Genomic DNA, 24,000 nt, shown 5'->3' on the forward strand with positions numbered 1-24,000 from the left:
CTCGAGAAGCGATGGATTCCAAAGCGCAGGCATCAACGCCGCCTGCGCAGGCGCCGTCAGGCTGCGCTGGACTGCGCCGATACGGCTCGCCGTTCACGCACTGCCGCCGACAGGCGCTCGAGTACCTGTACGGAGGTGTCCCAGTCGATGCAGCCATCGGTGATGCTTTGCCCGTGCACCAGCGTTTTGCCGGGAACGAGATCTTGGCGACCGCCCACCAAATGGCTTTCGACCATGACGCCGCATATGCGCTGCTCGCCGCCGCCGACCTGGCCGCAGACGTCTTCGATGACCAGAGGCTGACGGGTGTAATCTTTGTTGCTGTTTGCGTGGCTGGCATCGACCATGATGCGAGGCTTGAGGCCGGCCTTGACCAGATCCCGACCAGCAGCGTCGACACTTGCTGCGTCATAATTGGGCGCCTTGCCGCCGCGCAAGATTACGTGACAGTCTTCGTTGCCGACAGTAGAGACGATGGCGGAATGGCCGCCCTTGGTGACCGACAGAAAATGGTGCGGTTGCGATGCAGCCTTGATAGCGTCAATGGCAATGCGCACATTGCCGTCGGTACCGTTCTTGAACCCCACCGGGCACGACAGACCGGAAGCCAGCTCGCGGTGAACCTGGCTTTCGGTGGTGCGCGCACCGATGGCGCCCCAGGCCACCAGGTCGGCAATGTATTGCGGCGTGATCATGTCAAGAAACTCGCAACCGGCGGGCAAGCCCATAGCGTTAATGTCGAGCAGCAACTGACGTGCGGTGCGCAGCCCCTGGTTGATGTTGAAACTGCCATCCAGATTGGGGTCATTGATAAGGCCTTTCCAGCCAACCGTGGTGCGCGGCTTCTCGAAGTACACCCGCATGATGATCTCGAGGTCGTCTTTGAAGCGCTCGCGCTGCTCTTTGAGCTTTGCGGCGTATTCCAGCGCAGCCTGCGTATTGTGAATGGAGCACGGCCCTATGACGACCACCAGACGGTCGCTGTTGCCATGCAGCACGTCATGTACGGCGCGGCGCGACGCGTAAACGGTTTCGGAAACCTTGTTCGTGCTGGCAAACTCGCGCATAACGTGCGAGGGGGGACTAAGCTCTTTAATTTCGCGTATACGTAAATCATCGGTGTTGTGTGACACAAGCTACTCCAGTAATTGCCAGCGACCAGACGGTATAAAAAAAGCCGCCTAGCGTCGGTGCTGGCGGCTTTTCAGGATTTGGGCGTTTTTAGTGCGTGCGACGCTTCCCTTCCTTCACCAGCGGTGTTGGAAAAGTAAAAAAATAAAAAAAAGCGTAAACGGCACGATTCATGCCAGCAATGTTAGCACGATACCCCCATTCTGGCAAGAAAATCACCGCCCCGCCGCGTAAACCGTTGGTTGTACACAATGGGTTCCTGAGGTGGGCTGCGGGTTGATGATTTGAATTGAAATAATTTCATGCTGTATGATTTCCATAAGAACCAATACTTGGCACGCTTCGCCCCGAGGCGCGCTGACACCATGCTCGTGATCAATACTTTTCAAAAAAAACGCAGCAGTAAAAATCGGTTTAAATCCATCCAGGCATGGGCGCTCGCCCTGCTGGTTGTCATGGCGGGGAGCGCCAAAGCGGCCGACCTGCAAAAAGTAAAAGAACGCGGCGTCTTGCGCATTGCCGTCGCTAACGAAATCCCCTACGGGTATATGGATCTGAACAACCGGCCGCAAGGGGTGGGTCCGGACGTTGCACAGCACATTGCCCAACAGTTGGGGATTAAAAAAATAGAATGGATCAGCGCCAGCTTCAGCGCCCTGATTCCAGGCCTGCGTGCCCGTCGTTTTGATATGGTGGCCGCCGAAATGGCGATCCTGCCTCAGCGATGCGGCCATGTATTGTTTTCACAGCCCAATAGCTCGTACGGAGAAGGCTTGCTGGTGGCCCAGGGCAACCCGCTCGATATTCACTCGTTCGAGCACTTTGCCGACCACAACAACCTGGTGGCGATTGTGGCCGGGGCCGATCAATTGGAAATCCTGCAGGCCCTGGGCGTGCCACACGAACGCATGGTGACCCTGTCCAGCAACTCGGACGCCATCTCTACCGTCGCCACCGGACGGGCAGCCGCCTATGCCGCCACCAGTGCCACCATTGCCCAGCTGGCCCAAAAAGACGCCAGAGTCGAAGCCGCCGCCGAATTTGCCGACCCGGTCATTAACGGCGAACCGGTGCGCAGTTGGGGCGCCTTCACCTTTCATTCCGATTCCAAAGAGCTGGCTCAGGCAGTGGACGAAGCGCTTGCGCGGTTCAAGCCTACCCAGGCATGGAGAGACATCATGTCCCGTCATGGTTTCACAGAAACAGACGCCACTGAATCGTTTGCTCGTACCCGCGAGCAGCTGTGCGCCGCCCGCTAACCGACAAACGACAAACGACAAACGACAAACGACAAACGACAAACGACAAACGACAAACGACAAACGACAAACGACAAACGACAAACGATCGCAATATGCTTTATTTTCTGCGTCTGAGTAATCGCTTTCAAGCCATCGCCACATACGTCCTGATTCCCAGGAGGCGCAAATGCAATGGTTAAGCTACTTGGGGCCGCTGCTGGAAGGCGCCTGGGTCACCGTGCAGCTTACGGTCATCTCAACCCTGGGTGGCGCGTTCTTTTCGTTTTTGTTCGGCGTCGGCCGGCTTTCTTCCAACCGTACCGCGCAATATGTGTCGATCGGATTCATCGAGGTGTTTCGCGGCACATCGCTGTTGGTGCAATTGTTTTGGCTTTATTTTGCCCTGCCGCTTATTGGCGAGGCCATTGGCATTAACCTGCGCCTGCCGCCGGTGGCCGCGGGTGCACTGGCGCTAAGCCTGAACATCGGCGCCTATGGCGCCGAAGTGGTGCGCGGCGCGCTCCAGGCCGTGCCGCGCGAGCAGCACGAAGCTGCGAAGGCGCTCGACTTTACGCCGCGCCAGGCCCTGTGGCGAATCAGCATGCCGCAAGCGGTTCCCGAGATGATGCCCAGCTTTGGCAATCTGGCCATACAGAACCTGAAAGACACCGCTCTGGTCTCGTTGATCAGCCTTGGCGACCTGGCGTTCAAAGCTGAGCAGATCCGCAACTTTACGCAGGACAGCACCACCATCTACACCCTACTGTTGCTGATGTATTTTGGCATGGCATTGGCGCTAACCGCTCTCATGAAGTTGCTGGAGCGCTCAGTGGGCCGCTGGCGCGCGGCCGGAGGGGCCTGACATGCTTTTCGGCATCGAGTGGGACACGAGCAACGACTGGCTTTTTGCCGTGTCGATACTGCCCATATTGCTACGCGGCATGGTGGTGACCATTCAGGCCACCTTGCTCGGTTTTGCAGTGGCCGCTGTGCTGGGGCTGGTACTGGCGGCGCTGAAGTCGGCCGGATCGAAACTGATCTCGTGGCCGGCTCGGGCGATCAGCGAATTTCTACGCGACACGCCTTTGCTGGTTCAGCTGTTTTTTCTGTATTACGTGCTGCCCGAACACGGCATATTGCTGCCGGCGTTCTTGACCGGAGCTCTGGCGCTAGGCGTACAGTACAGTGCGTATATGTCCGAGGTATATCGAGCGGGCCTGGAGTCCGTCGCCAAGGGCCAGACTGAAGCGGCCCGTGCGCTGGATATTTCGCCGCTTCGCACTTTCTGCGTGGTGATACTGCCGCAAGCAATACCCCGCATCATTCCGGCGCTGGGCAATTACCTGGTGTCCATCATGAAAGATGTACCGGTGCTGTCGGTGGTATCGGTAATGGAAATGCTGCGAGTGGCGCAAATTATCGGCGACCGCAGCTTCCACTACGTCATCCCGCTGTCGATGGTAGGCGCCCTGTACTTGATCATGACACTGATCGCCTCAGCCGGCATTCGCCATCTGGACACCCGACTTCCCAAGCAAGGACTGCCGCTGAAATGAACCAGACCACCCTAGAGCAACCCATCATCCGGTTTGAGCGCGTCATCAAGCGCTTTGGCGACGTAACCGTGCTGAACGAGCTGGACTTCCATGTCAAGAAAGGCGAGAAGGTCACCATTATCGGGCCGTCGGGTTCGGGGAAATCGACGGTACTGCGCGTGCTGATGACGCTGGAGAACATCAACTCAGGGGTTATACATGTGGCCGGACAACCGCTTTGGCATGAGTACCGCGATGGCGAACTTGTGCCGGCGGGTGAAGCTCACCTGCGTCGCATGCGCAAAGAAATGGGTATGGTGTTCCAGCAGTTCAATCTGTTCCCGCACATGACGGTGCGTCGCAATATTACCGAAGCACCGGTTCACGTATTGGGCTTATCCAAGCAGGAAGCCAAGCTGCGCGCCGAAGAATATCTTGAGCTCGTGGGCCTGGACGAACATGCCGACAAATACCCCAGCCAGCTTTCGGGCGGCCAACAGCAGCGAGTGGCTATCGCCCGTGCGCTGGCGATGCGCCCGGGCATCATGCTGTTCGACGAACCTACCTCCGCCCTTGACCCCGAGCTGGTCGGCGAGGTGCTTACCGTCATTCAGCGGCTTGCCCAGAAACACGACCTGACCATGCTGCTGGTCACCCACGAAATGCAGTTCGCCAAACAAATATCAGACCGAATCTGCTTCTTTGACAAAGGCCGGGTACTTGAAGAAGGACCACCAGAGCAAATGTTCACCGAACCCCGCGAGGCACGCACCCGCGAATTCCTGAGCGCATTCCTCAACCCCGCATAAGCGGTTCACGCAGCAACATTGAATCACGTCTTCTTAAAAAACACCCCAAAAGCGGATGTTGCACTTTTGGGGTGTGTTCAGACCGACACGGTCGGCCTTTACGCCGGCAGCCAAAGAGCCTCTGGCGGCACATGCTCCGGCTTAGAGCACCACAGCTTCGGCCGGTTCCAGCGGCGAGAAATCCTTGCGTGCGGCAATATAATCGGGTCGTGGCTTCAGCCCGTACTTGGGCGGGTTCAGTGCGTTTTCAACGCTGTTGTACACCATGAACACGTTGGCTCGCGGCCACGGCGAGATATTGCCGGTGGAGCCATGCATGGCGTTGCAATCAAAGAACACCACCGAGCCGGCCTTGCCGGTCATCTGGCGAATACCACCCTGATCAGCCAGCATCTGCAGGCTTAGCGGATCGGGCACGCCATATTCTTGCGCACGCAACGACTTCTTGTAGTTGTCGTCGGGCGTTTGGCCCTGGCACGAAATGAACTGCATGTGCGAACCCGGAATCAACATCAATGGACCGTTGCATTCATTGTTGTCGGTAAGCAGCACCGAACAACTGACTGCACGCATGTTGGGCATGCCGTCTTCAACGTGCCAGGTTTCGAAATCAGAATGCCAATAAAACTCTTTGCCCTTGAACCCAGGCTTCATGTTGGCACGCGACTGATGAATGTAGACCTCGGAACCCAACACCTGGCGGGCCACGTGTATAAGGCGTGGATCGCGCGTCAGGGCTGCAATGCGGTCACTAAGTTCGTGTACGCGGAAGATCGAACGCACGACGTCGCTGTTCGGTTCGCGTATGGCCTCGTCCATGCCGGCAATTCCGGCATCCGTGCTCATACGCTTGACCTCGTCCAGCAACACCTCGACCTCGTCTTGGCTGAAGACGCTGTCAAGCATGATGAAGCCGTCCGTGTTGTAGCTTGCAACCTGTTCCGGACTGAGTCCATTGGCATAAGTGCCGCCCCCATACACGACAGGATCCTGACGCGCAATAATGGCCGAACCTCGATCAGTGCGGGAAACGTACAAGTCACTCATGGAAATAGTCATAGCTTGCTCCTTCTGGAGCGAGGCGGCCTGGCCCATTTCATGGGTCGGCCAAGCCCCGCTCGATACGCGGAATGCCTAGGCTGCGTCGGTGACCGCTGCCGGATAGACTCCGTCTTCGTCATGAACCTCAAAGCCGGTAAGCGGCGGATTGAATACGCAAAGCACCCGTAGGGGCTCTTTGCCGCCGCGCAGCCAATGCTCATCGTGTTGATCCAGGGCATACACAACACCAGGGCCCAGGGCGTATTTCTTGCCATCGGCGATGGTCTCGATTTCGCCGTCGCCCTCGATGCACCAGACGGCTTCCAGGTGATTCTGATAATGGATATGGGTTTCGGTGCCCGGAAAAATCACCGTTTCATGAAACGAAAAACCCATGCCGTCTTTTTCCAGCAGGACACGACGGCTAAGCCAGGTTTCGGTCTTGACTTCATGCTCGGTGCCAATCACGTCCTTCACGTTTTTGACTATCATCGACGCTTACCTCCAAACTTTAAAACATGGGCGCTGGAACTGACGCCCTTCTCATGCAACACATGCGCAACACTGCGCTCGATAATCTCCAGCCCTTTCTTGAGCTCATCCTCGGGAATCGTCAAGGCGGGCAAGAGCTTAAGTACTTCGTCGTTGGCGCCCGAGGTCTCAATGACCAGGCCCTGCTCGAACGCCTTGCGCGCAAACTGGTTGGCCATGTCGTCGCCGGCGGGAGTCACCAGGCCCTGTATCAGGCCTCGTCCGCGAACGCTAAGATCAGCCATGGGATAGCTATGAACAAGGTTCTCGAGCCAGTCGCGCACCATGCCGGCCTTGCGCTGCACGTCTTCGCCGAATGATTCGTCGGTCCAGTAACTATCCAATGCCTGCGCCGCAGTCACGAATGCCATGTTGTTGCCGCGGAACGTGCCACTATGAGCACCGGGTTTCCAGATATCGAGCTCGGGCTTGAACAGCACCAGCGACATCGGCAGACCGAAACCCGACAGCGATTTGGACAAAGTAATGATGTCCGGGTTGATTCCGGCCGACTCGAAACTGAAGAAACTGCCGGTACGTCCGCAACCTACCTGGATGTCGTCCACAATGAGAAGCATGTCGTACTGACGGCAGAGCCTTTCGAGCTCTTGCAGCCAACGCACCGTCGCCACATTGACTCCGCCCTCGCCCTGCACAGTTTCAACGATGACCGCTGCGGGGCGATCCATGCCGCTGCTTGGGTCTTCAAGCATGCGCTCAAGATAAGTAATGGTATTAACGTCGGGCCCGAAATAACCGTCGTACGGTACGAACGAAGTATTGGCCATCGAGACACCTGCCGCCTCGCGGAACTTGGCGTTGGCAGTTACCGCCAGCGAACCGCCGCTCACGCCGTGGAAACCATGCGTGAACGAAATGACGTTGCTTCGCCCTGTGACCAGGCGCGCCAGCTTCAGGGCCGCTTCAACCGCGTTGGTGCCTGTGGGCCCCGTAAACTGCAGCTTGTAATTCCAGTTGCGTGGCTTGAGCAGCACACGCTCAACCGTTTCCATGAAATACTTCTTGGCAGTGGTGGCCATATCCAGGCCATGTATCACACCGTCGGTATGCAGGTAGTCGATCAGCTTTTCTTTCAGGACGGGGTTGTTGTGGCCGTAGTTAAGGCTACCGGCTCCGCTAAAGAAGTCGATGTATTCGCGGCCTGATTCGTCTTGCAAGATCGACCCGCGAGCCTGGCTGAAAATTACCGGGAACGACCGGACGTAGCCACGGACCTCCGACTCCATCCGGTCAAAAATGTTTAAGTCCATAATATCTTCCTCTCTCTGTTTAGTTCTGGGTCACTTGGGTGGACAGCCGAAGCCGCCGCAAGGCCGAGCCAACCGACTGGGAGACGGCGACCAGGCAGTATCGACAAACGCTAGGTATCAGGGGGCGAAAGGCTCAACGGTCCGATCCGGATCAGACGCTCATCCTCATGGCCCGAGTCGCCAAACAAGTGGCTGTCGAACAGCGCACTTTCAGCGACTTGCGCTTGAAATCGCTGGGCCAGGCCGTTGAACATACGGCGCGACGCCGTGTTGTCGGGCCCCACCGTGGTCTCAATGAAGCGAATGTGGGTCAATTGCGGTCGCGCCAGCAGCTCGGACAGCATGCGCCGGCCCAGGCTCTGGCCGCGCGCACGTTCGTGTACGGCCACCTGCCACACAAACAGAACGTCGGGCTTATTTGGGGGAATATAAGATGAGATGTATCCATCGAGCCCCAGAGGGCCGTCGGCCACCACGCAAGTTTGTGCAAAGTGCTCGGAGAGCAGCAGATAGGTGTAGATTGAGTTCAGGTCCAGCGGGGGACATTGCTCGATCAGCCTATGAATGGAAGAGGCATCTGCCTTGTCGGGGAGGCGCAGCTTGATGTCGTGTCCGGTTCGCGCTGTGCTGGGGCCGGATACGGATTGAAGCTGCGCAGTTAGATAAGTGTCTGTGTCGTCTGTCAAACCACCAAACCCGATTCGGGCGGAATACGTCCGTCGGGAACCTCTAGTATTGGGGAAGCAAGTTCGGTCGAAACCTCGACTGGGGTCACACCGCCGGACTCCATGAGATCGACGATGCGCTCGAGCGAGAGCGTGATCGTGGCTTGCTCCAGTTCAGGTAGCTCGTTCAAGGCATCAGCCAGCTTTTTCTGAAGCGGCGAAGGCGTTTCACGGGCAAGAGCGATACCGGCCGGCGTGGCCGATACAAACACGATGCGGCGGTCTTCTCGGCCGCGTTCGCGTCGGATCAGTTCCTTGTCTTCCAGACGGTCAAGAATACCCACTACCGTGCTGGCGCTGACATGGATTTCACGGCTGATCGCCGTGGCTGTCATGGGGCCTTTTGCAACGACCGCGCGCAAGCAAATAAGCTGGGGAGCGGTGATGTTGCTGTCTGCGGCCAACTGCCGGGAATGCAGCGCAATCGAACGCGTAATGCGACGCAGGGCGCGCAAAATGCGTAGGTCGTACGCTTGAGAATCAATGAAATCCGGCATGACAATAAATACTTCAGTTAAATTAATTTCTACTCAAATCATATGATGTGGAATCATTCGAGTCAACTACGATTCCGCGCCAGAAACTCGTCGACCCGAAGCCAAAAATGGCCCTAAGCCCTGGTATAACAACAAAAAAAGCCGCTGTAGAGAGCAGCGGCTTTTGATACACATTGAAACATATAAACAGCTTTCGCCGTTACTTGAAGCGCAGGGCTTGGCCCTGGTATGGGGTTTGGCGATAAAGTTCGCCGTGCCCTGACACGAACCGTTAGGCCGTGCCGCCCACGGTCAGCCCATCCATGCGGATGGTGGGCATGCCCACACCCACAGGTACGCTCTGGCCGTCTTTTCCACAAGTACCCACGCCTGAATCCAATTGCATGTCATTGCCGATCATGCTGACACGAGTCATGGCTTCGGGGCCGTTGCCGATCAACGTGGCACCTTTGACGGGGTAGCTGATTTTGCCGTTTTCAATCATGTAGGCTTCAGAGGCCGAAAAAACAAATTTACCGTTGGTGATGTCGACCTGACCGCCCCCAAAATTAACGGCATACAAGCCATTTTTGACCGAAGCAATGATTTCTTTCGGATCGTCCGGCCCTGCCAGCATATAGGTGTTGGTCATGCGGGGCATGGGAAGGTGAGCGAACGATTCGCGCCGACCATTACCCGTGACCGCGGTTTTCATGAGGCGAGCATTGAGCGAATCTTGCATATAGCCTTTTAATATGCCGTCTTCAATAAGCACGTTGCGTTGCGTCGGGTTGCCCTCGTCATCGATATTGAGCGAGCCTCGGCGATCGGCCAAGGTGCCGTCATCGACCACCGTTACCCCCTTGGAAGCCACGCGCTCGCCCACGCGCCCGGCAAATACGCTGGAGCCTTTTCGATTGAAGTCGCCTTCCAGGCCGTGCCCCACGGCTTCATGCAGCAAGATGCCCGGCCAGCCGGCTCCCAGCACCACGGTCATTTCTCCGGCAGGTGCGGGGCGTGCCGACAGATTGGTCAACGCCTCGTGTGTGGCTCGCTGCACATAAGAACGCAGCACGTCGTCTGTAAAAAACTCGAGCCCGGCGCGTCCACCGCCGCCGCTATGGCCCATTTCGCGTCGCCCGTCGCGCTCGGCAATAACCGTTAACGACAGGCGCACCAGCGGGCGCACGTCGGCAGCCAGTCGACCGTCGCTGCCCGCAACCAGAATAACGTCGTACTCGGCCCCCAGGCCGGCCATGACCTGGATGATATGCGGATCGGCAGCCCGGGCCATGGCCTCGAGGCGACCCAGCAGCGCGACTTTATCGGGAGCCGAAAGCGTGTTCAGCGGATCGATGGCAGGGTAAAGATCGTGCCCGGGGGCGTCTGTTCCGGTAATGATTTTCTGGCGGCCGGCACCTTGACGCGCAATGCTCCGCACAGCACGGGCCGACGAAAGCAAGGCATCGGCAGAAAGCGTGTCGGAGTAGGCAAAAGCAGTTTTCTCGCCGCTGATTGCGCGCACACCAACGCCCTGCCCTATGGAAAAACTGCCTGTTTTAACGATGCCTTCTTCGAGGCTCCAGCCTTCGCTGCGGGTATATTGAAAATACAGGTCGGCATAATCGACCTTGTGTGTAAATATCTCGCCCAGCGCGCGCGCCATGTCGGCTTCGGTCAACCCCCAGGGGTCAAGCAGCACCGACTTTGCAGTGGCAAGAGATTGAATGGCGGAATCGGCGATTTTCATGAATAGTGATCTTCGTGTAAATGTTACAGCGTACGGTGTTTAAGAGCCGGTAACGCTTCTCTGACTTCGGCAAGCCTGGATTGGTTCATTCTGCCCAGGGCAATGCCCGGTCCCTCGGGCAGGCAGTCGAGTATCTCGCCCCATGGGTCAACCAGCATCGAATGCCCCCAGGTGCGGCGCCCGTTCTCGTGCTTGCCACCTTGTGCTGCGGCCAGCACATAACATTGGTTTTCAATGGCTCGTGCGCGAAGCAGAACCTCCCAGTGGGCTGAGCCGGTGGTATGGGTAAATGCGGCCGGCACGATAATAAGGTTGGTTTCCGAGAAGGCCCGGTACAATTCGGGAAAGCGCAAATCGTAGCAGATGGAAAGCCCCACCTTGCCGCACGGCGCTTCAAATGACTGGGGCTCGGTGTTGCCGGGCCGAATGGTAAGCGACTCGTCGTATGATTCTTGCCCGCGACGAAAACCGAACAAATGGATTTTGTCGTAACGGGCCACCTGCTCGCCTTGCGGGTCATAAACCAGTGTCGTGTTATAGATGCGGTCGGAATCCGGGCTTGCAAGCGGCAGCGTGCCACCCACAAGCCATATACCATGGCGCTGGGCCAATTGCCGCAAAAATGTTTGTATGGGGCCCTGGCCGGGCTGCTCACGCAAAGCGACCTTGTCTTCGTCGCGATGGCCCATCAGACAAAAATATTCGGGCAACACCACTAATTGCGCCCCCTTTTCAACGGCTTGTTCAATCAATGCCTCGACCTGTGCAAGATTTGCGCCCAGATCAGTCGAAGAAACAGTTTGAACGGCAGCGACGCAAAACTCTTCAGTATTGTTCACGTTCTTCAAGTTATATGGAGTTAATCAAGGTTGGATCAAAACAAAACAAGCATGAAGGCCTGTCTTGAATCAGAATTTAATATCATGCCTTGGTTCGCCATGCATTAATGAAACCCAATAATGGCCTTGCCTGGCAATTAAAAATTAAAATCACGCCTTTTATTAAGAGGTCACTTCATTTACCATACTGGGTGTTGATAATAATAAGAAAGGCCCCTTTATCTACTAATAAATAACCCAAGGATCAAGTAATGACGCGCGACACCTACGCCGCTCTTCAATTGAAAATCCAGAAAGAAATTACCAGGCTGCAAAAACAAGCTCAAGCGCTTCAATCCAGGCAACGAACTCCGGTTATTGCCTCCATCGTACGCTCAATGCGCGAATACGACATCAGCCCGGATGAAATCGCTGCCGCTTACAACAAGAAAAAGCCGGCTCGCACGGCCACTCGCGCTACGGCAAACACCACACCCAAACGCACGGTACCACCCAAATACCGAAACCCCGAAACGGGCGCCACCTGGACTGGGCGCGGCAAAGCGCCTCGGTGGGTCAGCGAAGCCGAGGCCCAAGGCAAAAGCCGCGATCAGTTTCTTATCAAACAGTAAGCTCGTAGGGCTCGGCGACCGGCGCCGAGCACCCCGCTGCCCCGCAATATTTAGCGCTGCCGTTCATAGGTAATGTCGCGTACTTGGCCGTTGTTTCCGGGGAAGCCATCGAACACCGCTCGGGCAAGGTAAGGCATGACCTCGGTCAGGCTACCCGAACTACTGACTGCCGTCGACTTATATACCTGGGCGCCCTGACGCTGATTATCGCTAATGCTGACGGTCAGCGTGTTTTTTTCAACTTGCACGGGCACATTCACGACGGTGGGTGGCGAGTAAAAGATACCGCCGCCCCAGCCACTGTAGCCACCGTAATAACCGCCCCAACCCCAGGGGTTGAACCCGTTGTAGTAATAAGGGTCGTGATAACGCTGCACCCATTCGTTGGATACCGTACTGCCGTATTCAAAATGGACGTTAAACCGAGGCGTGGCCCCGCCCTGAGCTTCGTAGAGGCCGGTACGCCCAATGGCGGCGCGAATCATGTCCGAGAAAGCCTGCGCCTCGAGCGTGTCGCCGGCCGGTGGCACGATGCGATAGCTGGCCCCCTGCGCATCGGCGGGCCATTGCTGGAACGTGGTGACACGTGCCGACAGGGTGGACGCGCAACCAGCCACCAATGTCAGCATCATCGCGCCTGTGAGCAACCGGGACCAGGCAGCGAACTGTCTCATTGTGCGTTGCGGCATAACCGTACTCCCAAAATATGAAACCCACGAAAATTAAGACTTATGGCAGAGCAAAAGGTTGCACCAGGTGGCCTGGCCCGCGCTGCCCACCCAACCACTACAATACATTGTATTCATGAACATACCCGTCTCATCATCATGCGCACCGATACCGCCCCATCTATTTCCCGGCACGACTATCAGCCCTACCCATATCGCCTTCCACAGGTGTCGCTCCAGTTTGAACTGAACGAAAACCTCACCCGGGTATGCGCCAGTTTCGAGATCGAAAGCACCGAAAAGGTATTGCCGCCGCTGATACTTGATGGGCAAGAATTGAGCCTGATTTCAGTAAAGATCGACGGGGTGGTTCTAGAGGCCGGCGATTATCAGCTTAATGCCGAAACGCTCACCCTATTTCCCGCCCAACCCCGCTGCAGCGTTGAAATTATTAGCGAATGCAGGCCCGTCGACAACTCGGCCCTGATGGGGCTTTACGTTTCCGGAAGCAGCCTGTTCACGCAGTGCGAAGCCGAAGGGTTTCGCCGCATCACCTGGTTTCCCGACCGCCCCGATGTCATGTCGCGCTATACGGTCACGCTTCGGGCCGACAAGGCCGCGTACCCGCAATTGCTGTCCAATGGGAATCTGGTGGCAAGCAGCGACCTCGACGGCAACCGTCACGAAGCCGTTTGGGAAGACCCCCATCCCAAGCCCAGCTACCTGTTCGCCCTGGTGGCCGGCGACTTCGACTGCCTAGAGCGCCGTATCCAAACCGGCGATGGGCGCGAGGCCCTGCTGCAGATATACAGCGACAAGGGCGCCAAAGAAAAAACCCATTGGGCGCTGGATTGTCTGCATCGTTCCGTGCAGTGGGACGAACAGCGTTTCGGCCTGCTGCTCGACCTTGACCGCTTCATGGTGGTTGCCGCGCGCGACTTCAACATGGGGGCAATGGAAAACAAGGGCCTTAACATTTTCAATTCATCGTATGTGCTGGCCGACCCCGACACCGCCACCGACGCCGCCTACCACGGCATTGAAAGCGTTATCGGCCACGAGTACTTTCATAACTGGACCGGCAACCGCGTAACCTGCCGCGACTGGTTCCAGCTGTCGCTCAAAGAGGGCCTTACCGTCTTTCGAGACCAGGAGTTTTCGGCCGACATGATGGCGCAGGGCCTGTCTGCAGAGGCCGCAAGCAGTGCACGAGCGGTTAAACGCATTGACGACGTCACGGCATTGCGCATTGCACAGTTTCCCGAAGACGCCGGCCCCATGGCTCACCCTATCCGGCCCGAAAGCTATCAGGAAATCGCCAACTTTTATACTGCCACCATCTACGAAAAAGGCGCCGAAGTCATACGGATGCAGCACACGCTGCTGGGCGAAGAGGCTTTTCAAGCCGGCATAAAAGAGTATTTTGGGCGCCACGACGGCCAAGCCGTTACCTGCGACGATTTTGTCGACGCCATGGACTCAGTCTATCGGCAGCGCAACCCCGGCAAATCATTAGACGTTTTCCGTCGCTGGTATTCGCAAGCGGGCACACCCCGCGTGCAGGTCAGCCTTGACTACACCCCCCAGACACGCAGTTGCCGCATCACGCTGCGCCAACATTGCGCCCCGGTGGGCATCGAAAAACTGCAGAGTCCACCCCTGCAGAAGCAACCGCTGCATATACCGTTTGCGCTCGGACTGCTCGACCGCCAAGGCCGGCCGCAAACGCTGCATCACGAAGGACGCGCCGTCGAAACAGTGGTTCTCGACCTATGCGCCGAAACGCAAAGCTGGACCTTCCCCGACATAGCCGAACCGCCGGTGGCTTCGCTGCTGCGAAACTTTTCGGCGCCGGTTATTGTCGAGTACGAGCGAGACGACGCCGAGCTGGCCCTGCTGGCACGCCACGACACCGACCCGTTCGCACGCTGGGAAGCCGGCCAGGAGCTGGCTTCGCGCCAATTGCTGGCAATGGCCGATGGCTCGACCATTGCGCTCGGCGGCTCGGCATCTGTACTGGTCCAGACCTGGCGGGCCCTGCTGCAAGACCCGGACATCAGCGACGCCTATCGTTCGCAGGTGCTTACTTTGCCCGCCACCAAGGTGCTGCTCGAAAAAACCGACCCCGTGAACCCGCTTGCCGTGGCGCAGGCACGTGAAGCTTTGCGGGCTGAGCTTGGCCGCGAACTGGCAGAGCTCTGGCTGCAAACCTACCAGGCGTGCGTCCGCGCCGAATCCGACCATTACAGCCCCGACGCGATTTCGTCCGGGCGTCGCGCCCTGAAGAACCTGGCTTTGGCCTACCTGGCTGCCGGCAAACATCCCGAAGCCCAGAGCATGGCCGAGGCACAATACGAAAACGCCCTCAACATGACCGATCGCATGGGCGGGCTCTGGGCCCTGGTCAGCCAAGGCGAAACCACGGCCGCAACGCAGGCACTACAACATTTTTACGAACAGTGGCAGCACGACCCGTTGGTCATCGACCGCTGGTTCGCCCTGCAGGCCACGGCCGGCCATACCCGCAGCGACACCGTGCGCGCCCTGATGCTCCATCCGGCGTTTACACTGCGCAACCCGAACCGTGCCCGCTCGCTTATTTTTCAGTTTTGCCTGAACAATACGCTAGGCGTGCATCGGCCCGAGGGCTATGACTTCTGGGCGGAACAGGTGCTGGCCCTTGACGCGCTCAACCCCGAAATCGCCGCTCGCCTGGCTCGGGCCTTCGACAACTGGGCCCGGTATATTCCAGAAAACCGCGATGCTGTGCAGCGGGCGTTACAGCGCATACAACAACACGAACCACTGTCTCGCAACGTGGCCGAAATCGTATCCAAAGCTTTGAATCTCTGACAGGAGCCTCTTTTGAACAACCGTAAAACACTGACCCAATATCTGGTTGAACAGCAGCGCACTCATCAAACTGTGCCCGCCGAAGTTCGGCTCTTGATCGAAACAGTTGCCCGCGCCTGCAAGGCGATCGGCCATGCCGTCAGCAAGGGGGCACTGGGTGGCGTGCTGGGCAGCCTCGACAGCGAAAACGTGCAGGGCGAAGTACAGAAAAAACTCGATGTCATGTCGAACGAAATTCTTTTGGAAGCCAACGAGTGGGGCGGCCACCTGGCCGCCATGGCCTCCGAAGAGATGGAAACCATCCATCGTATTCCCAACCGTTACCCCAAAGGCGAATACCTGTTGTTGTTCGACCCCCTCGATGGCTCATCGAACATCGACGTCAACGTGTCGATCGGCACTATTTTTTCAGTCTTGCACGCGCCACAAGACGCTGCCGGACGCGACATTGAAGAGGCCGACTTCCTTCAACCCGGCAGCCAACAGGTCGCGGCGGGCTATGCAGTATATGGGCCGCAAAGCATGCTGGTCTTAACGTTGGGCAACGGCGTGGCCGCCTTTACGCTCGATCGCGAAATGGGCACGTGGCGCCTAACCGAAGAAAACCTCACCATACCGGAAGACACCTCGGAATTTGCCATCAACATGTCCAACATGCGGCACTGGGAGCCGCCTGTCAAACGCTATATTGACGATTGTCTGGCCGGTTCCACCGGGCCGCTGAACAAAGACTACAACATGCGTTGGGTGGCCTCAATGGTGGCCGACGTACATCGCATCATGACGCGCGGCGGCATTTTCATGTACCCGCGCGATGAACGCAGCTCGGGCAAGAAAGGCAAGCTGCGCCTTATGTACGAAGCCAACCCCATGAGTTTCATTGTTGAACAGGCCGGCGGTGCCGCGCTGGACGGTGAACAACGCATTCTCGACGTCAAGCCCGAAGCCCTTCACCAGCGCATCGGCGTCATTCTGGGCTCCAAGAACGAAGTCGACCTGGTGCGCCGCTATCACCAAGAAGACTGAAACCACACGCCGGCAAAACACGCTGCACCGGCCGGCCCCGCCGCCGGTGCAAAAAGCTTAGTCTGGCAACAGAACCGTTGCGCCGGTGGTTTCCCGTGAAGCCAGGGCTTCATGCGCCCGGGCTACATCGCGCAGGGCAAAGCGCTGGCCGATTTCTATCGTGATCTTTCCCTTGCCGACCAGATCGAACAGCTCTTTGGCGGCGGTAGCCAGCTTTTCCTGCGTGCTGACGTAATCGGTAATGGTGGGGCGTGTCAGGTATAACGAGCCCTTTGCAGCCAAAATACCCAGGTTAATGCCTTCGACCGGCCCCGAGGCGTTACCGAAACTGACCATCAACCCTCGGGGCTGCAGGCAGTCGAGCGAAGCCACCCAGGTATCTTTACCCACGCCGTCGTAAACGACCGGCACCTTGCGGCCCTCGGTAAGCTCCATTACCCGCTCAACGACGTTTTCACGCGTGTAATCAATCACCTGCCACGCTCCATGACGTCGTGCCAGCTCGGCCTTTTTGGGGCCCGAAACCGTGCCGATCAGCCGCACGCCCAAGGCGCGCGCCCATTGACAGGCAATCAGGCCGACCCCCCCGGCAGCGGCATGAAACAAAATGGTTTCGCCTCCCTGCAAGCGATACGTCTGACGGAACAGATACTGAACAGTAAGCCCCTTGAGCATCATTGCGGCGGCGGCGTCGAAATCGACCTTGCGCGGCAGCTTGACCACTTGCCAAGCCGGCATGGTGCGCGCCCCGGCATAAGCCCCCAAGGGACTTTGCGCGTAAGCCACCCGATCGCCCACCTTGAGATGTGTGACCCCTTTGCCTACGGCCGCAATCGTACCTGCCGCCTCAAAGCCCAGACCATGTGGCAAGGGGTGGCGATACAAGCCCGTGCGAAAGTAAATGTCGATAAAGTTGAGCCCCACCGCTTCCTGCTTGATGGTGACTTCGCCTTCAAGCGGATCGGGCACCTGCTGGATGATCAATTCCATCACCTCTGGCCCGCCATTGCGTGAAATTCGTATCGCTTCGGTCTTCATATGAACCGCCCCCCTATTAAAAATGCGGTGCTTGGTGCAAGAATGGGTTATCGCCGAGTCAAAGACCCCAGGACGCCGCGTACAAGCTTGTTTGCCGCCTGTCGCACCATGCTTTTGGCCACCGACTGAACAACGCCGTCGCGACGCCCGCCCCGTGGACCGGTTGAGCCAAAAAGGAAGTCATTGACAGCGCCGAGCATGCCATTTCGTTCGGCGCTGTTCGATTCTGCGGTGTCACCCGCCGGGGCGGACGCGGAGCCGGCCCTGCTGCCTGCGGCCGAACCGGCCTCGGCCCGACGCAACAACAGCTCGTACGCCGATTCGCGATCGACGGCCTTTTCGTATTTTCCCGCCAGCAACGACGCCTGGCGCACCAACTGCCTTTCGGCCTCGGTGGCCGGACCAATGCGGCTGCCCGGTGCCGCCATCCAGGCCCGCTGCGTGATGCCGGGCCGGCCTTTTTCGTCCAGCATGGATATCAAGGCCTCGCCCACCCCCAACTCGGTGATGGCGGCCGTGATATCGAGCTGCGGGTTAGGCCGCATGGTTTCAGCGGCCACCTTCACGGCCCGCTGGTCGCGCGGGGTAAACGCACGAAGGGCATGCTGCACCCGGTTGCCCAATTGTCCCAACACGGTATCGGGAATATCCGAGGGGCTTTGCGTAACAAAATACACACCCACTCCCTTTGACCGGATCAGTCGGACGACCTGCTCGATCTTGTCAAGCAGGGCCTTGGGCGCATCTGAAAACACCAGATGCGCCTCGTCAAAGAAAAACACCAGCTTGGGACGATCAAGGTCGCCCACTTCGGGCAGGTTCTCGTACAGTTCGGCCAGCATCCACAACAGAAACACCGCATACAAACGAGGTGCCTGCATGAGTTTGTCGGCCGCCAGAATATTGACCACGCCTCGACCACTTGCGTCCACCCGCAACAGGTCATAAATGTCGAACATGGGCTCGCCGAAGAAATGCTCGGCACCCTGCGCCTCAAGGCGCAACAGACTGCGCTGTATGGCTCCCACCGAAGCCGCTGACACGTTGCCATAGCGGCCACGTAATTCGGTCGCGCGCTCGGACACATGCTGCAGCATGGCGCGCAGGTCTTTCAGGTCGAGAATAAGCAGACCTTCATCGTCGGCCAGGTGGAACACGATGTTAAGCACGCCCTCCTGGGTGTCGTTGAGCTCGAGCATGCGGGACAGCAGCAAGGGTCCCATGTCGGAAACCGTTGCACGAACCGGATGCCCCTGCTCGCCGAAGACATCCCAGAACGTGACCGGGCAGGCGCCCCACACAGGTTCGGATAGACCCAACCTGTCCAGGCGCTCTTGCAGCTTGGGACTATTTTGCGCCGCTTGCGACATTCCGCTCAGGTCGCCTTTGACATCTGCCATGAACACGGGGGTGCCCAGGCGGGAGAAAGCCTCGGCCAGCACCTGCAGGCTGACGGTTTTGCCGGTGCCGGTCGCCCCCGTGATGCAACCATGACGATTGGCGAGCTTGGGAAGCATCAACACCGGAGCGTCGGCGCTTTTAGCAATAACGATTGGGTCGGCCATTTTTCACCTTGACGATTGCGTACGATATGCTTGGGACAGGCAGCCGTAGTGTAATTCCGGCACTGATACGTTGCACGCGTTAAAATCCCCCTTTCTTATTTTGCATTTATATTGCTTTTAATTGAGTCATCCCTATGGCCGGTCACAGTAAATGGGCGAACATCCAGCACCGAAAAGGTCGCCAAGACGCCAAACGAGGCAAGCTCTGGACAAAAATCATTCGTGAAATCACCGTTGCGGCGCGCGAAGCGGGCCCCGACCCGGACAGCAACCCGCGTTTGCGCCTGGCCTGGGACAAAGCCACGGCGGCCAATATGCCCAAGGACAACATCCAGCGCGCGATCACCCGGGGCGCGGGCGGCGCCGACGGCGACAGCTACGAAGAGATCCGCTACGAGGGCTACGGTGTAGGCGGGGCGGCAGTCATTGTCGATTGCATGACCGACAACCGTATGCGAACCGTGGCCGAGGTACGTCACGCCTTCTCCAAACATGGCGGCAACCTGGGCCAAGACGGCTCAGTGGTCTTCATGTTCAAGCATTGCGGGCAGTTTATTTTCGCTCCGGGCACCTCTGAAGAACAGGTCATGGAAGTGGGCCTGGATGCCGGCGCCGACGACATCCAGACAGACGAAGAAGGTGTCATCGAAGTTACCTGTCCCCCCAGCAACTACGCCGCCGTCAAGGCGGCCTTCGACGAGGCCGGGCTTACACCCGAAGTTCATGCCGTCACCATGAAAGCCCTGAACGAAACCGAGCTCGAGGGCGACGACGCTGAAAAGATGCAGAAGATGCTTGATGTGCTCGAAAGTCTCGACGACGTCCAAGAGGTCTACACCACGGCTGTTTTCGACGAATCCGTCTGACGGCGGTTTCGATCAGCTCCTTACCCAGGAAAACGCTATATTCTTGCGTAGGCTTTTTCGCGTTACGCTTTTCGATAATCCATTTGCAATCGCCGGCGCCCTAAGCGGCACCGCGTGCAACGCCATTTTGAGCTTCCATCACACATGAAACTTCTCGTTATAGGCGGCGGCGGCCGCGAGCACGCCCTGGCGTGGCGACTGGCTCAATCGCCACGCGTTCAAAAGGTTTTCGTCGCGCCCGGCAATGGCGGCACCGCGCTGTCCGACCGGCTTGAGAACGTAAACCTTACGGCCGCCGAAGACCTCATCGAGTTCGTACGCCGCGAAGGCGTAGCGTTTACGGTGGTCGGCCCCGAGGCGCCGTTGGCGGCCGGGGTGGTCGATGCCTTTCAGGCTGCCGAGCTTAAAATATTCGGCCCGACCAAAGCGGCGGCCCAACTCGAAAGCTCAAAGGACTACGCCAAGGCATTCATGGTGCGCCACCGTATTCCCACGGCTGCCTATCAAACGTTTACCGACCCCGACCAGGCCAAGCAATATATTCGCGAACAGGGTGCCCCCATTGTGGTCAAAGCCGACGGCCTGGCTGCAGGTAAGGGCGTGGTTGTGGCCACCACCGTCGACGAAGCCTGTGCGGCCATCGACAACATGCTGTGCGACGCCAGCCTGGGGGCTGCAGGCGCACGCGTGGTCATCGAAGAGTGTCTGCAGGGCGAAGAGGCCAGCTTCATTGTCATGTGCGACCGGCGCCAAGTGCTGGTCCTGGCCACCAGCCAGGACCACAAGCGTTTGCTTGATGGCGACAAGGGCCCCAACACCGGCGGCATGGGCGCCTATTCCCCCGCGCCTATCGTTACGCCCGCGCTGCACAATCGCATCATGCGCGAGGTCATCCACCCCACCTTGCAGGGCATGGCCAAAGACGGCCACCCATACACCGGCTTTCTTTATGCCGGCCTAATGATCGGCGAAGGGCCGGACGCCACTCGCCCCCTTAAGGTGCTTGAATTCAATTGCCGTATGGGCGACCCCGAAACCCAGCCCATACTCATGAGGGCCAAGGGCGACCTGGCCACGGTGTTCGAACACGCCGTCAATGGTACCCTTGAGCAGGCCGAAATCGACTGGGACCGCCGCACCGCCTTGGGCGTGGTCATGGCCTCGGCGGGTTACCCCGAGGCACCGCGCCTGGGCGATGTCATTACCGCTCTTCCGGTCGACACCGAAACATGCACGGTTTTCCATGCGGGTACCGCCCTGCGTAGCGACGGCGTCACACTCGAAACTTCGGGCGGCCGTGTGTTGTGCGTAACCGCCCTGGGCGACTCGGTCAAACGAGCCCAAGACACCGCTTACCAAGCCGTCCAGCAAATCCGATTTGCAGGCAGCCAGTACCGAAGCGACATCGGGTGGCGTGCCCTGCCCAACGCCGACTCGCCTGACGCCACGAACGCCAGGCGCTAATAAGGAAACAACCATGTCCGTGCCTATTTCCGTTGCCTACGACTATTTCACCAGTCTGCAGTCACGTATTGTGCAGGCACTCGAACAGGCCGACGGCGCTTCGTTCCAATCCGACAGTTGGGCCCGCGAAGAAGGCGGCGGCGGTTTGTCCCGCCTGCTTGAAGGCGGAGCGCTTTTCGAGCGCGCGGGCGTGCTGTTCAGCCATGTGCGCGGACGCGCCCTGCCGCCCTCTGCCAGCGCGCACCGACCGGACCTGGCCGGGCGTCACTGGGAAGCCATGGGCGTGTCAATGGTGCTGCATCCTCGCAACCCTTACGTGCCCACCGCCCACATGAACGTCCGCCTGTTCGTGGCGCGCGCACCCGAAGACCGGCCGGGCGAAGATGTTTTCTGGTTCGGCGGCGGCCTCGACCTGACCCCCTATTATCCGTTCCAAGAAGACGTACGTCACTTTCATCGTGTCTGCCATGACGCAGTGGCGCCTTTCGGTGACGACAAATACCCCGCCTACAAAACCTGGTGCGATCAGTATTTCTTTTTGAAGCACCGCAACGAAACTCGGGGAGTGGGCGGCCTGTTCTTCGACGACCTCAACCAAAACGGCTTTGACGACAGCTTCGACCTGACCCGGGCGGTGGGCGACAGCTTCCTGCCGGCCTACCTGCCTATTGTCGAGAAGCGCCGTGACACGCCTTACGGCGAACGCGAGCGAGACTTCCAGGCGTATCGACGCGGGCGTTACGTCGAGTTCAACCTGGTCTACGACCGTGGCACTTTGTTTGGCCTGCAGTCGGGCGGACGCACAGAATCCATTTTGCTGTCGATGCCGCCCCAGGCAGCATGGCGCTACGACTGGAGCCCCGAGGCCGGGTCGGCCGAAGCCGAACTTTACGATTATTTACGCCCACGCGAATGGCTTTGAGCAAGATAGGCCTGCTGGGCGGCAGTTTTGACCCCGTGCACCTGGCCCATACGGCTCTGGCCCGGGCCGCCTTGCACGAACTGTCGCTGGACGAAGTACAACTGATACCGGCGAGCCAGCCCTGGCAACGCGAAACCCTGGCAGCAACCCCGCTGCAGCGCCTGGCCATGCTCAAGATCGCCGTACGCGACGAGCCCAAGCTGCGCATCAATACCATCGAAATAGACCGCGGCGGCCCGACCTACACCATCGACACCCTGCGCCAGCTGCCTAACGGCCCGGAATATGTGTGGATACTGGGTGCCGACCAGTTGGCCAATTTTTGCACCTGGCATCATTGGCGCGACATCGCCGCGCTGGTGCGCCTGGGGGTGGCCCGACGGCCCGGGGCCGACGCAGCCGCGCCGGCCCAATTGCAGGTGCTGCTCGACCAACTGAAGCGCCCGTTGCTGCAATTGCCGTTTCCGGCAATGGACGTATCGGCGACTGCGATCCGCGAACGGCTGGCCAGGGGCGATTCAGTTCAGGGTTTGCTTCACCCCGAGGTTGCCCAATACATTGATTTTCACAAACTATACCGGCCGAACGCCTAATTCGCTCCTCATCAAGTTATATTCTTCTTATGGACATACAAAAACTGCAACGGCTGGTCATTGACGCGCTTGAAGACGTCAAGGCTCAGGATATCAAGGTGTTCAATACCACCCATATCACCAGCCTGTTCGACCGCGTCGTCATCGCCAGCGGCACTTCCAACCGCCAGACTCGCGCGCTTGCCGAAAGCGTGGCTGACGCCGCCCGTAAAAATAAAGTCACGATTGTGGCCTACGAAGGCCAGGATACCGGCGAATGGGTCCTGCTCGATCTGGGCGACATCGTGGTGCACTGCATGCAGCCGGGCATCCGACAATACTACAACCTCGAAGAAGTCTGGGGCGACAAGCCGGTACGGGTCAAACTGTTGCCACAGTCGACACAGCCGGTCGCACCCCTTTCTTACGACCCCGACGAATAAGCCCGCCCGGCTCATGAAGCTGCTCGTCATCGCTGTGGGCCATCGCATGCCTGACTGGGTCGAGCAGGCCTGGGCTGATTACTCGCGACGCCTGCCCCCAGACTGCTCACTAGAGCTGCGCGAGATCAAGCCGGAACCGCGCAGCACAGGCAAGACCCCCGCACAAATGATGCAGGCCGAGGCGCGACGCATCGAGGCGGCCATACCGGCAAATGCCTTGCGCATTGCACTGGACGAACGCGGCCGCGACCTCACCACGCAAAAACTGGCAACCGAACTTGAGGGCTGGCGCGGCCAGGGCCGCGACGTGGCGTTGCTGGTTGGCGGACCCGACGGCCTGGATGGCGAACTGAAGAAAAGCTGCAGCAGCATGATGCGGCTGTCTTCGTTAACGCTTCCCCACCCCATGGTTCGCGTGGTGCTGGCTGAACAGCTCTACCGTGCCTGGGCTATTATGGTCAACCACCCCTATCACCGCGCATGACGCACCGACCCTCAAAGGTTTAAAGCATGCTACAACGCCGCACCAAGATCGTCGCAACGCTGGGTCCGGCCAGCTCCACCGACGAGGTCATCGAACGCCTGATCCTGGCAGGAATGGACGTGGCGCGCCTGAACTTCTC

Annotated in this window: 25 protein-coding genes; 14 read left to right on the plus strand and 11 right to left on the minus strand. The window is 58.5% G+C overall.

Annotated elements, in window-relative coordinates:
• Positions 1 to 56: 56 nt before the first annotated feature.
• The gene (aroG, locus tag VL003_RS01415) at positions 57 to 1,133 is read right to left on the minus strand and encodes a 3-deoxy-7-phosphoheptulonate synthase AroG (protein WP_325438834.1); all 1,077 of its coding nucleotides are present in this window, start codon (positions 1,131 to 1,133) and stop codon (positions 57 to 59) included.
• A gap of 363 nt (positions 1,134 to 1,496) precedes the next feature.
• Between aroG and ehuB the strand changes: the two genes are divergently transcribed.
• From ehuB to ehuA, 4 genes are all read left to right on the plus strand, one after another.
• The gene (ehuB, locus tag VL003_RS01420) at positions 1,497 to 2,390 is read left to right on the plus strand and encodes an ectoine/hydroxyectoine ABC transporter substrate-binding protein EhuB (RefSeq protein ID WP_325438836.1); all 894 of its coding nucleotides are present in this window, start codon (positions 1,497 to 1,499) and stop codon (positions 2,388 to 2,390) included.
• A gap of 169 nt (positions 2,391 to 2,559) precedes the next feature.
• A complete protein-coding gene (gene ehuC / locus VL003_RS01425) occupies positions 2,560 to 3,234 on the plus strand; it encodes an ectoine/hydroxyectoine ABC transporter permease subunit EhuC (RefSeq protein WP_325438837.1) in 675 nt (224 codons plus the stop codon).
• A gap of 1 nt (position 3,235) precedes the next feature.
• Entirely contained in the window at positions 3,236 to 3,928 is a 693-nt protein-coding gene (gene ehuD, locus VL003_RS01430) for an ectoine/hydroxyectoine ABC transporter permease subunit EhuD (RefSeq protein WP_325438839.1), read from the plus strand.
• Positions 3,925 to 4,716 (plus strand): ectoine/hydroxyectoine ABC transporter ATP-binding protein EhuA, encoded by a 792-nt coding sequence (ehuA, locus tag VL003_RS01435; protein ID WP_325438841.1) that lies wholly within the window; start codon positions 3,925 to 3,927, stop codon positions 4,714 to 4,716. The genes ehuD and ehuA overlap by 4 nt, the downstream gene beginning before the upstream one ends.
• A 141-nt stretch (positions 4,717 to 4,857) precedes the next feature.
• Here the strand turns inward: ehuA and thpD are convergent, their stop codons facing one another.
• The 7 genes from thpD to VL003_RS01470 form a co-directional block, all read right to left on the minus strand.
• Entirely contained in the window at positions 4,858 to 5,775 is a 918-nt protein-coding gene (gene thpD / locus VL003_RS01440; RefSeq protein ID WP_325438843.1) for an ectoine hydroxylase, read from the minus strand.
• A 75-nt stretch (positions 5,776 to 5,850) separates the two neighbouring features.
• The gene (locus tag VL003_RS01445) at positions 5,851 to 6,249 is read right to left on the minus strand and encodes an ectoine synthase (RefSeq protein ID WP_325438845.1); all 399 of its coding nucleotides are present in this window, start codon (positions 6,247 to 6,249) and stop codon (positions 5,851 to 5,853) included.
• Complete coding sequence (gene ectB, locus VL003_RS01450; protein WP_325438847.1) at positions 6,246 to 7,559, minus strand: diaminobutyrate--2-oxoglutarate transaminase; 1,314 nt, start codon at positions 7,557 to 7,559, stop codon at positions 6,246 to 6,248. Before ectB ends, VL003_RS01445 begins: the two co-directional genes overlap by 4 nt.
• A gap of 110 nt (positions 7,560 to 7,669) precedes the next feature.
• On the minus strand, positions 7,670 to 8,245 hold the full coding sequence (gene ectA / locus VL003_RS01455; protein WP_325438849.1) for a diaminobutyrate acetyltransferase: 576 nt from the start codon (positions 8,243 to 8,245) through the stop codon (positions 7,670 to 7,672).
• A complete protein-coding gene (locus tag VL003_RS01460) occupies positions 8,242 to 8,781 on the minus strand; it encodes a MarR family winged helix-turn-helix transcriptional regulator (RefSeq protein ID WP_325438851.1) in 540 nt (179 codons plus the stop codon). Before VL003_RS01460 ends, ectA begins: the two co-directional genes overlap by 4 nt.
• A gap of 271 nt (positions 8,782 to 9,052) precedes the next feature.
• Positions 9,053 to 10,510 carry a metalloprotease TldD gene (gene tldD, locus VL003_RS01465; RefSeq protein ID WP_325438853.1) on the minus strand — a complete coding sequence of 486 codons (1,458 nt, stop codon included), beginning with the start codon at positions 10,508 to 10,510 and terminating at the stop codon, positions 9,053 to 9,055.
• Positions 10,511 to 10,533: 23 nt separating this feature from the next.
• Complete coding sequence (locus tag VL003_RS01470; protein WP_414708213.1) at positions 10,534 to 11,349, minus strand: carbon-nitrogen hydrolase family protein; 816 nt, start codon at positions 11,347 to 11,349, stop codon at positions 10,534 to 10,536.
• A gap of 251 nt (positions 11,350 to 11,600) precedes the next feature.
• Between VL003_RS01470 and VL003_RS01475 the strand changes: the two genes are divergently transcribed.
• Entirely contained in the window at positions 11,601 to 11,960 is a 360-nt protein-coding gene (locus VL003_RS01475; RefSeq protein ID WP_325438857.1) for an H-NS histone family protein, read from the plus strand.
• A 50-nt stretch (positions 11,961 to 12,010) separates the two neighbouring features.
• Here VL003_RS01475 and VL003_RS01480 read toward each other — a convergent pair whose 3' ends face one another.
• The gene (locus VL003_RS01480) at positions 12,011 to 12,634 is read right to left on the minus strand and encodes a DUF4136 domain-containing protein (protein ID WP_325438859.1); all 624 of its coding nucleotides are present in this window, start codon (positions 12,632 to 12,634) and stop codon (positions 12,011 to 12,013) included.
• A 153-nt stretch (positions 12,635 to 12,787) separates the two neighbouring features.
• On the opposite strand from VL003_RS01480, the gene pepN reads away from it, so the two are divergent.
• Entirely contained in the window at positions 12,788 to 15,481 is a 2,694-nt protein-coding gene (pepN, locus tag VL003_RS01485) for an aminopeptidase N (RefSeq protein ID WP_325438860.1), read from the plus strand.
• Positions 15,482 to 15,493: 12 nt separating this feature from the next.
• A complete protein-coding gene (locus VL003_RS01490; protein WP_325438862.1) occupies positions 15,494 to 16,507 on the plus strand; it encodes a class 1 fructose-bisphosphatase in 1,014 nt (337 codons plus the stop codon).
• A gap of 57 nt (positions 16,508 to 16,564) precedes the next feature.
• On the opposite strand, the gene VL003_RS01495 is transcribed toward VL003_RS01490, so the two are convergent.
• Both VL003_RS01495 and VL003_RS01500 read right to left on the minus strand, forming a co-directional pair.
• A complete protein-coding gene (locus tag VL003_RS01495; RefSeq protein ID WP_325438864.1) occupies positions 16,565 to 17,545 on the minus strand; it encodes a quinone oxidoreductase family protein in 981 nt (326 codons plus the stop codon).
• A gap of 47 nt (positions 17,546 to 17,592) precedes the next feature.
• Positions 17,593 to 19,110: a helicase HerA-like C-terminal domain-containing protein gene (locus tag VL003_RS01500; RefSeq protein WP_325438866.1), complete on the minus strand. Its 1,518-nt coding sequence runs from the start codon at positions 19,108 to 19,110 to the stop codon at positions 17,593 to 17,595.
• Positions 19,111 to 19,244: 134 nt separating this feature from the next.
• Here VL003_RS01500 and VL003_RS01505 point away from each other — a divergent pair, with 134 nt between their 5' ends.
• From VL003_RS01505 to VL003_RS01535, 7 genes are all read left to right on the plus strand, one after another.
• Positions 19,245 to 19,976, plus strand: a complete 732-nt coding sequence (locus VL003_RS01505) for a YebC/PmpR family DNA-binding transcriptional regulator (protein ID WP_325438868.1) — start codon at positions 19,245 to 19,247, stop codon at positions 19,974 to 19,976.
• 144 nt (positions 19,977 to 20,120) lie between these two features.
• A complete protein-coding gene (gene purD / locus VL003_RS01510) occupies positions 20,121 to 21,440 on the plus strand; it encodes a phosphoribosylamine--glycine ligase (protein WP_325438870.1) in 1,320 nt (439 codons plus the stop codon).
• 13 nt (positions 21,441 to 21,453) lie between these two features.
• The gene (gene hemF, locus VL003_RS01515) at positions 21,454 to 22,362 is read left to right on the plus strand and encodes an oxygen-dependent coproporphyrinogen oxidase (RefSeq protein WP_325438872.1); all 909 of its coding nucleotides are present in this window, start codon (positions 21,454 to 21,456) and stop codon (positions 22,360 to 22,362) included.
• Positions 22,353 to 22,955: a nicotinate (nicotinamide) nucleotide adenylyltransferase gene (gene nadD, locus VL003_RS01520; RefSeq protein WP_325438874.1), complete on the plus strand. Its 603-nt coding sequence runs from the start codon at positions 22,353 to 22,355 to the stop codon at positions 22,953 to 22,955. The genes hemF and nadD overlap by 10 nt, the downstream gene beginning before the upstream one ends.
• A gap of 29 nt (positions 22,956 to 22,984) precedes the next feature.
• A complete protein-coding gene (gene rsfS, locus VL003_RS01525; RefSeq protein ID WP_325438876.1) occupies positions 22,985 to 23,377 on the plus strand; it encodes a ribosome silencing factor in 393 nt (130 codons plus the stop codon).
• Between the two features lie 13 nt (positions 23,378 to 23,390).
• Positions 23,391 to 23,861, plus strand: a complete 471-nt coding sequence (gene rlmH, locus VL003_RS01530; RefSeq protein WP_325438878.1) for a 23S rRNA (pseudouridine(1915)-N(3))-methyltransferase RlmH — start codon at positions 23,391 to 23,393, stop codon at positions 23,859 to 23,861.
• Positions 23,862 to 23,887: 26 nt separating this feature from the next.
• A partial coding sequence (locus tag VL003_RS01535) for a pyruvate kinase (RefSeq protein WP_325438880.1) occupies positions 23,888 to 24,000 on the plus strand: 113 nt, incomplete at its 3' end.

The sequence above is a fragment of the Pusillimonas sp. genome (genome assembly GCF_035515275.1).
Classification (GTDB): Bacteria; Pseudomonadota; Gammaproteobacteria; order Burkholderiales; family Burkholderiaceae_B; genus Pusillimonas.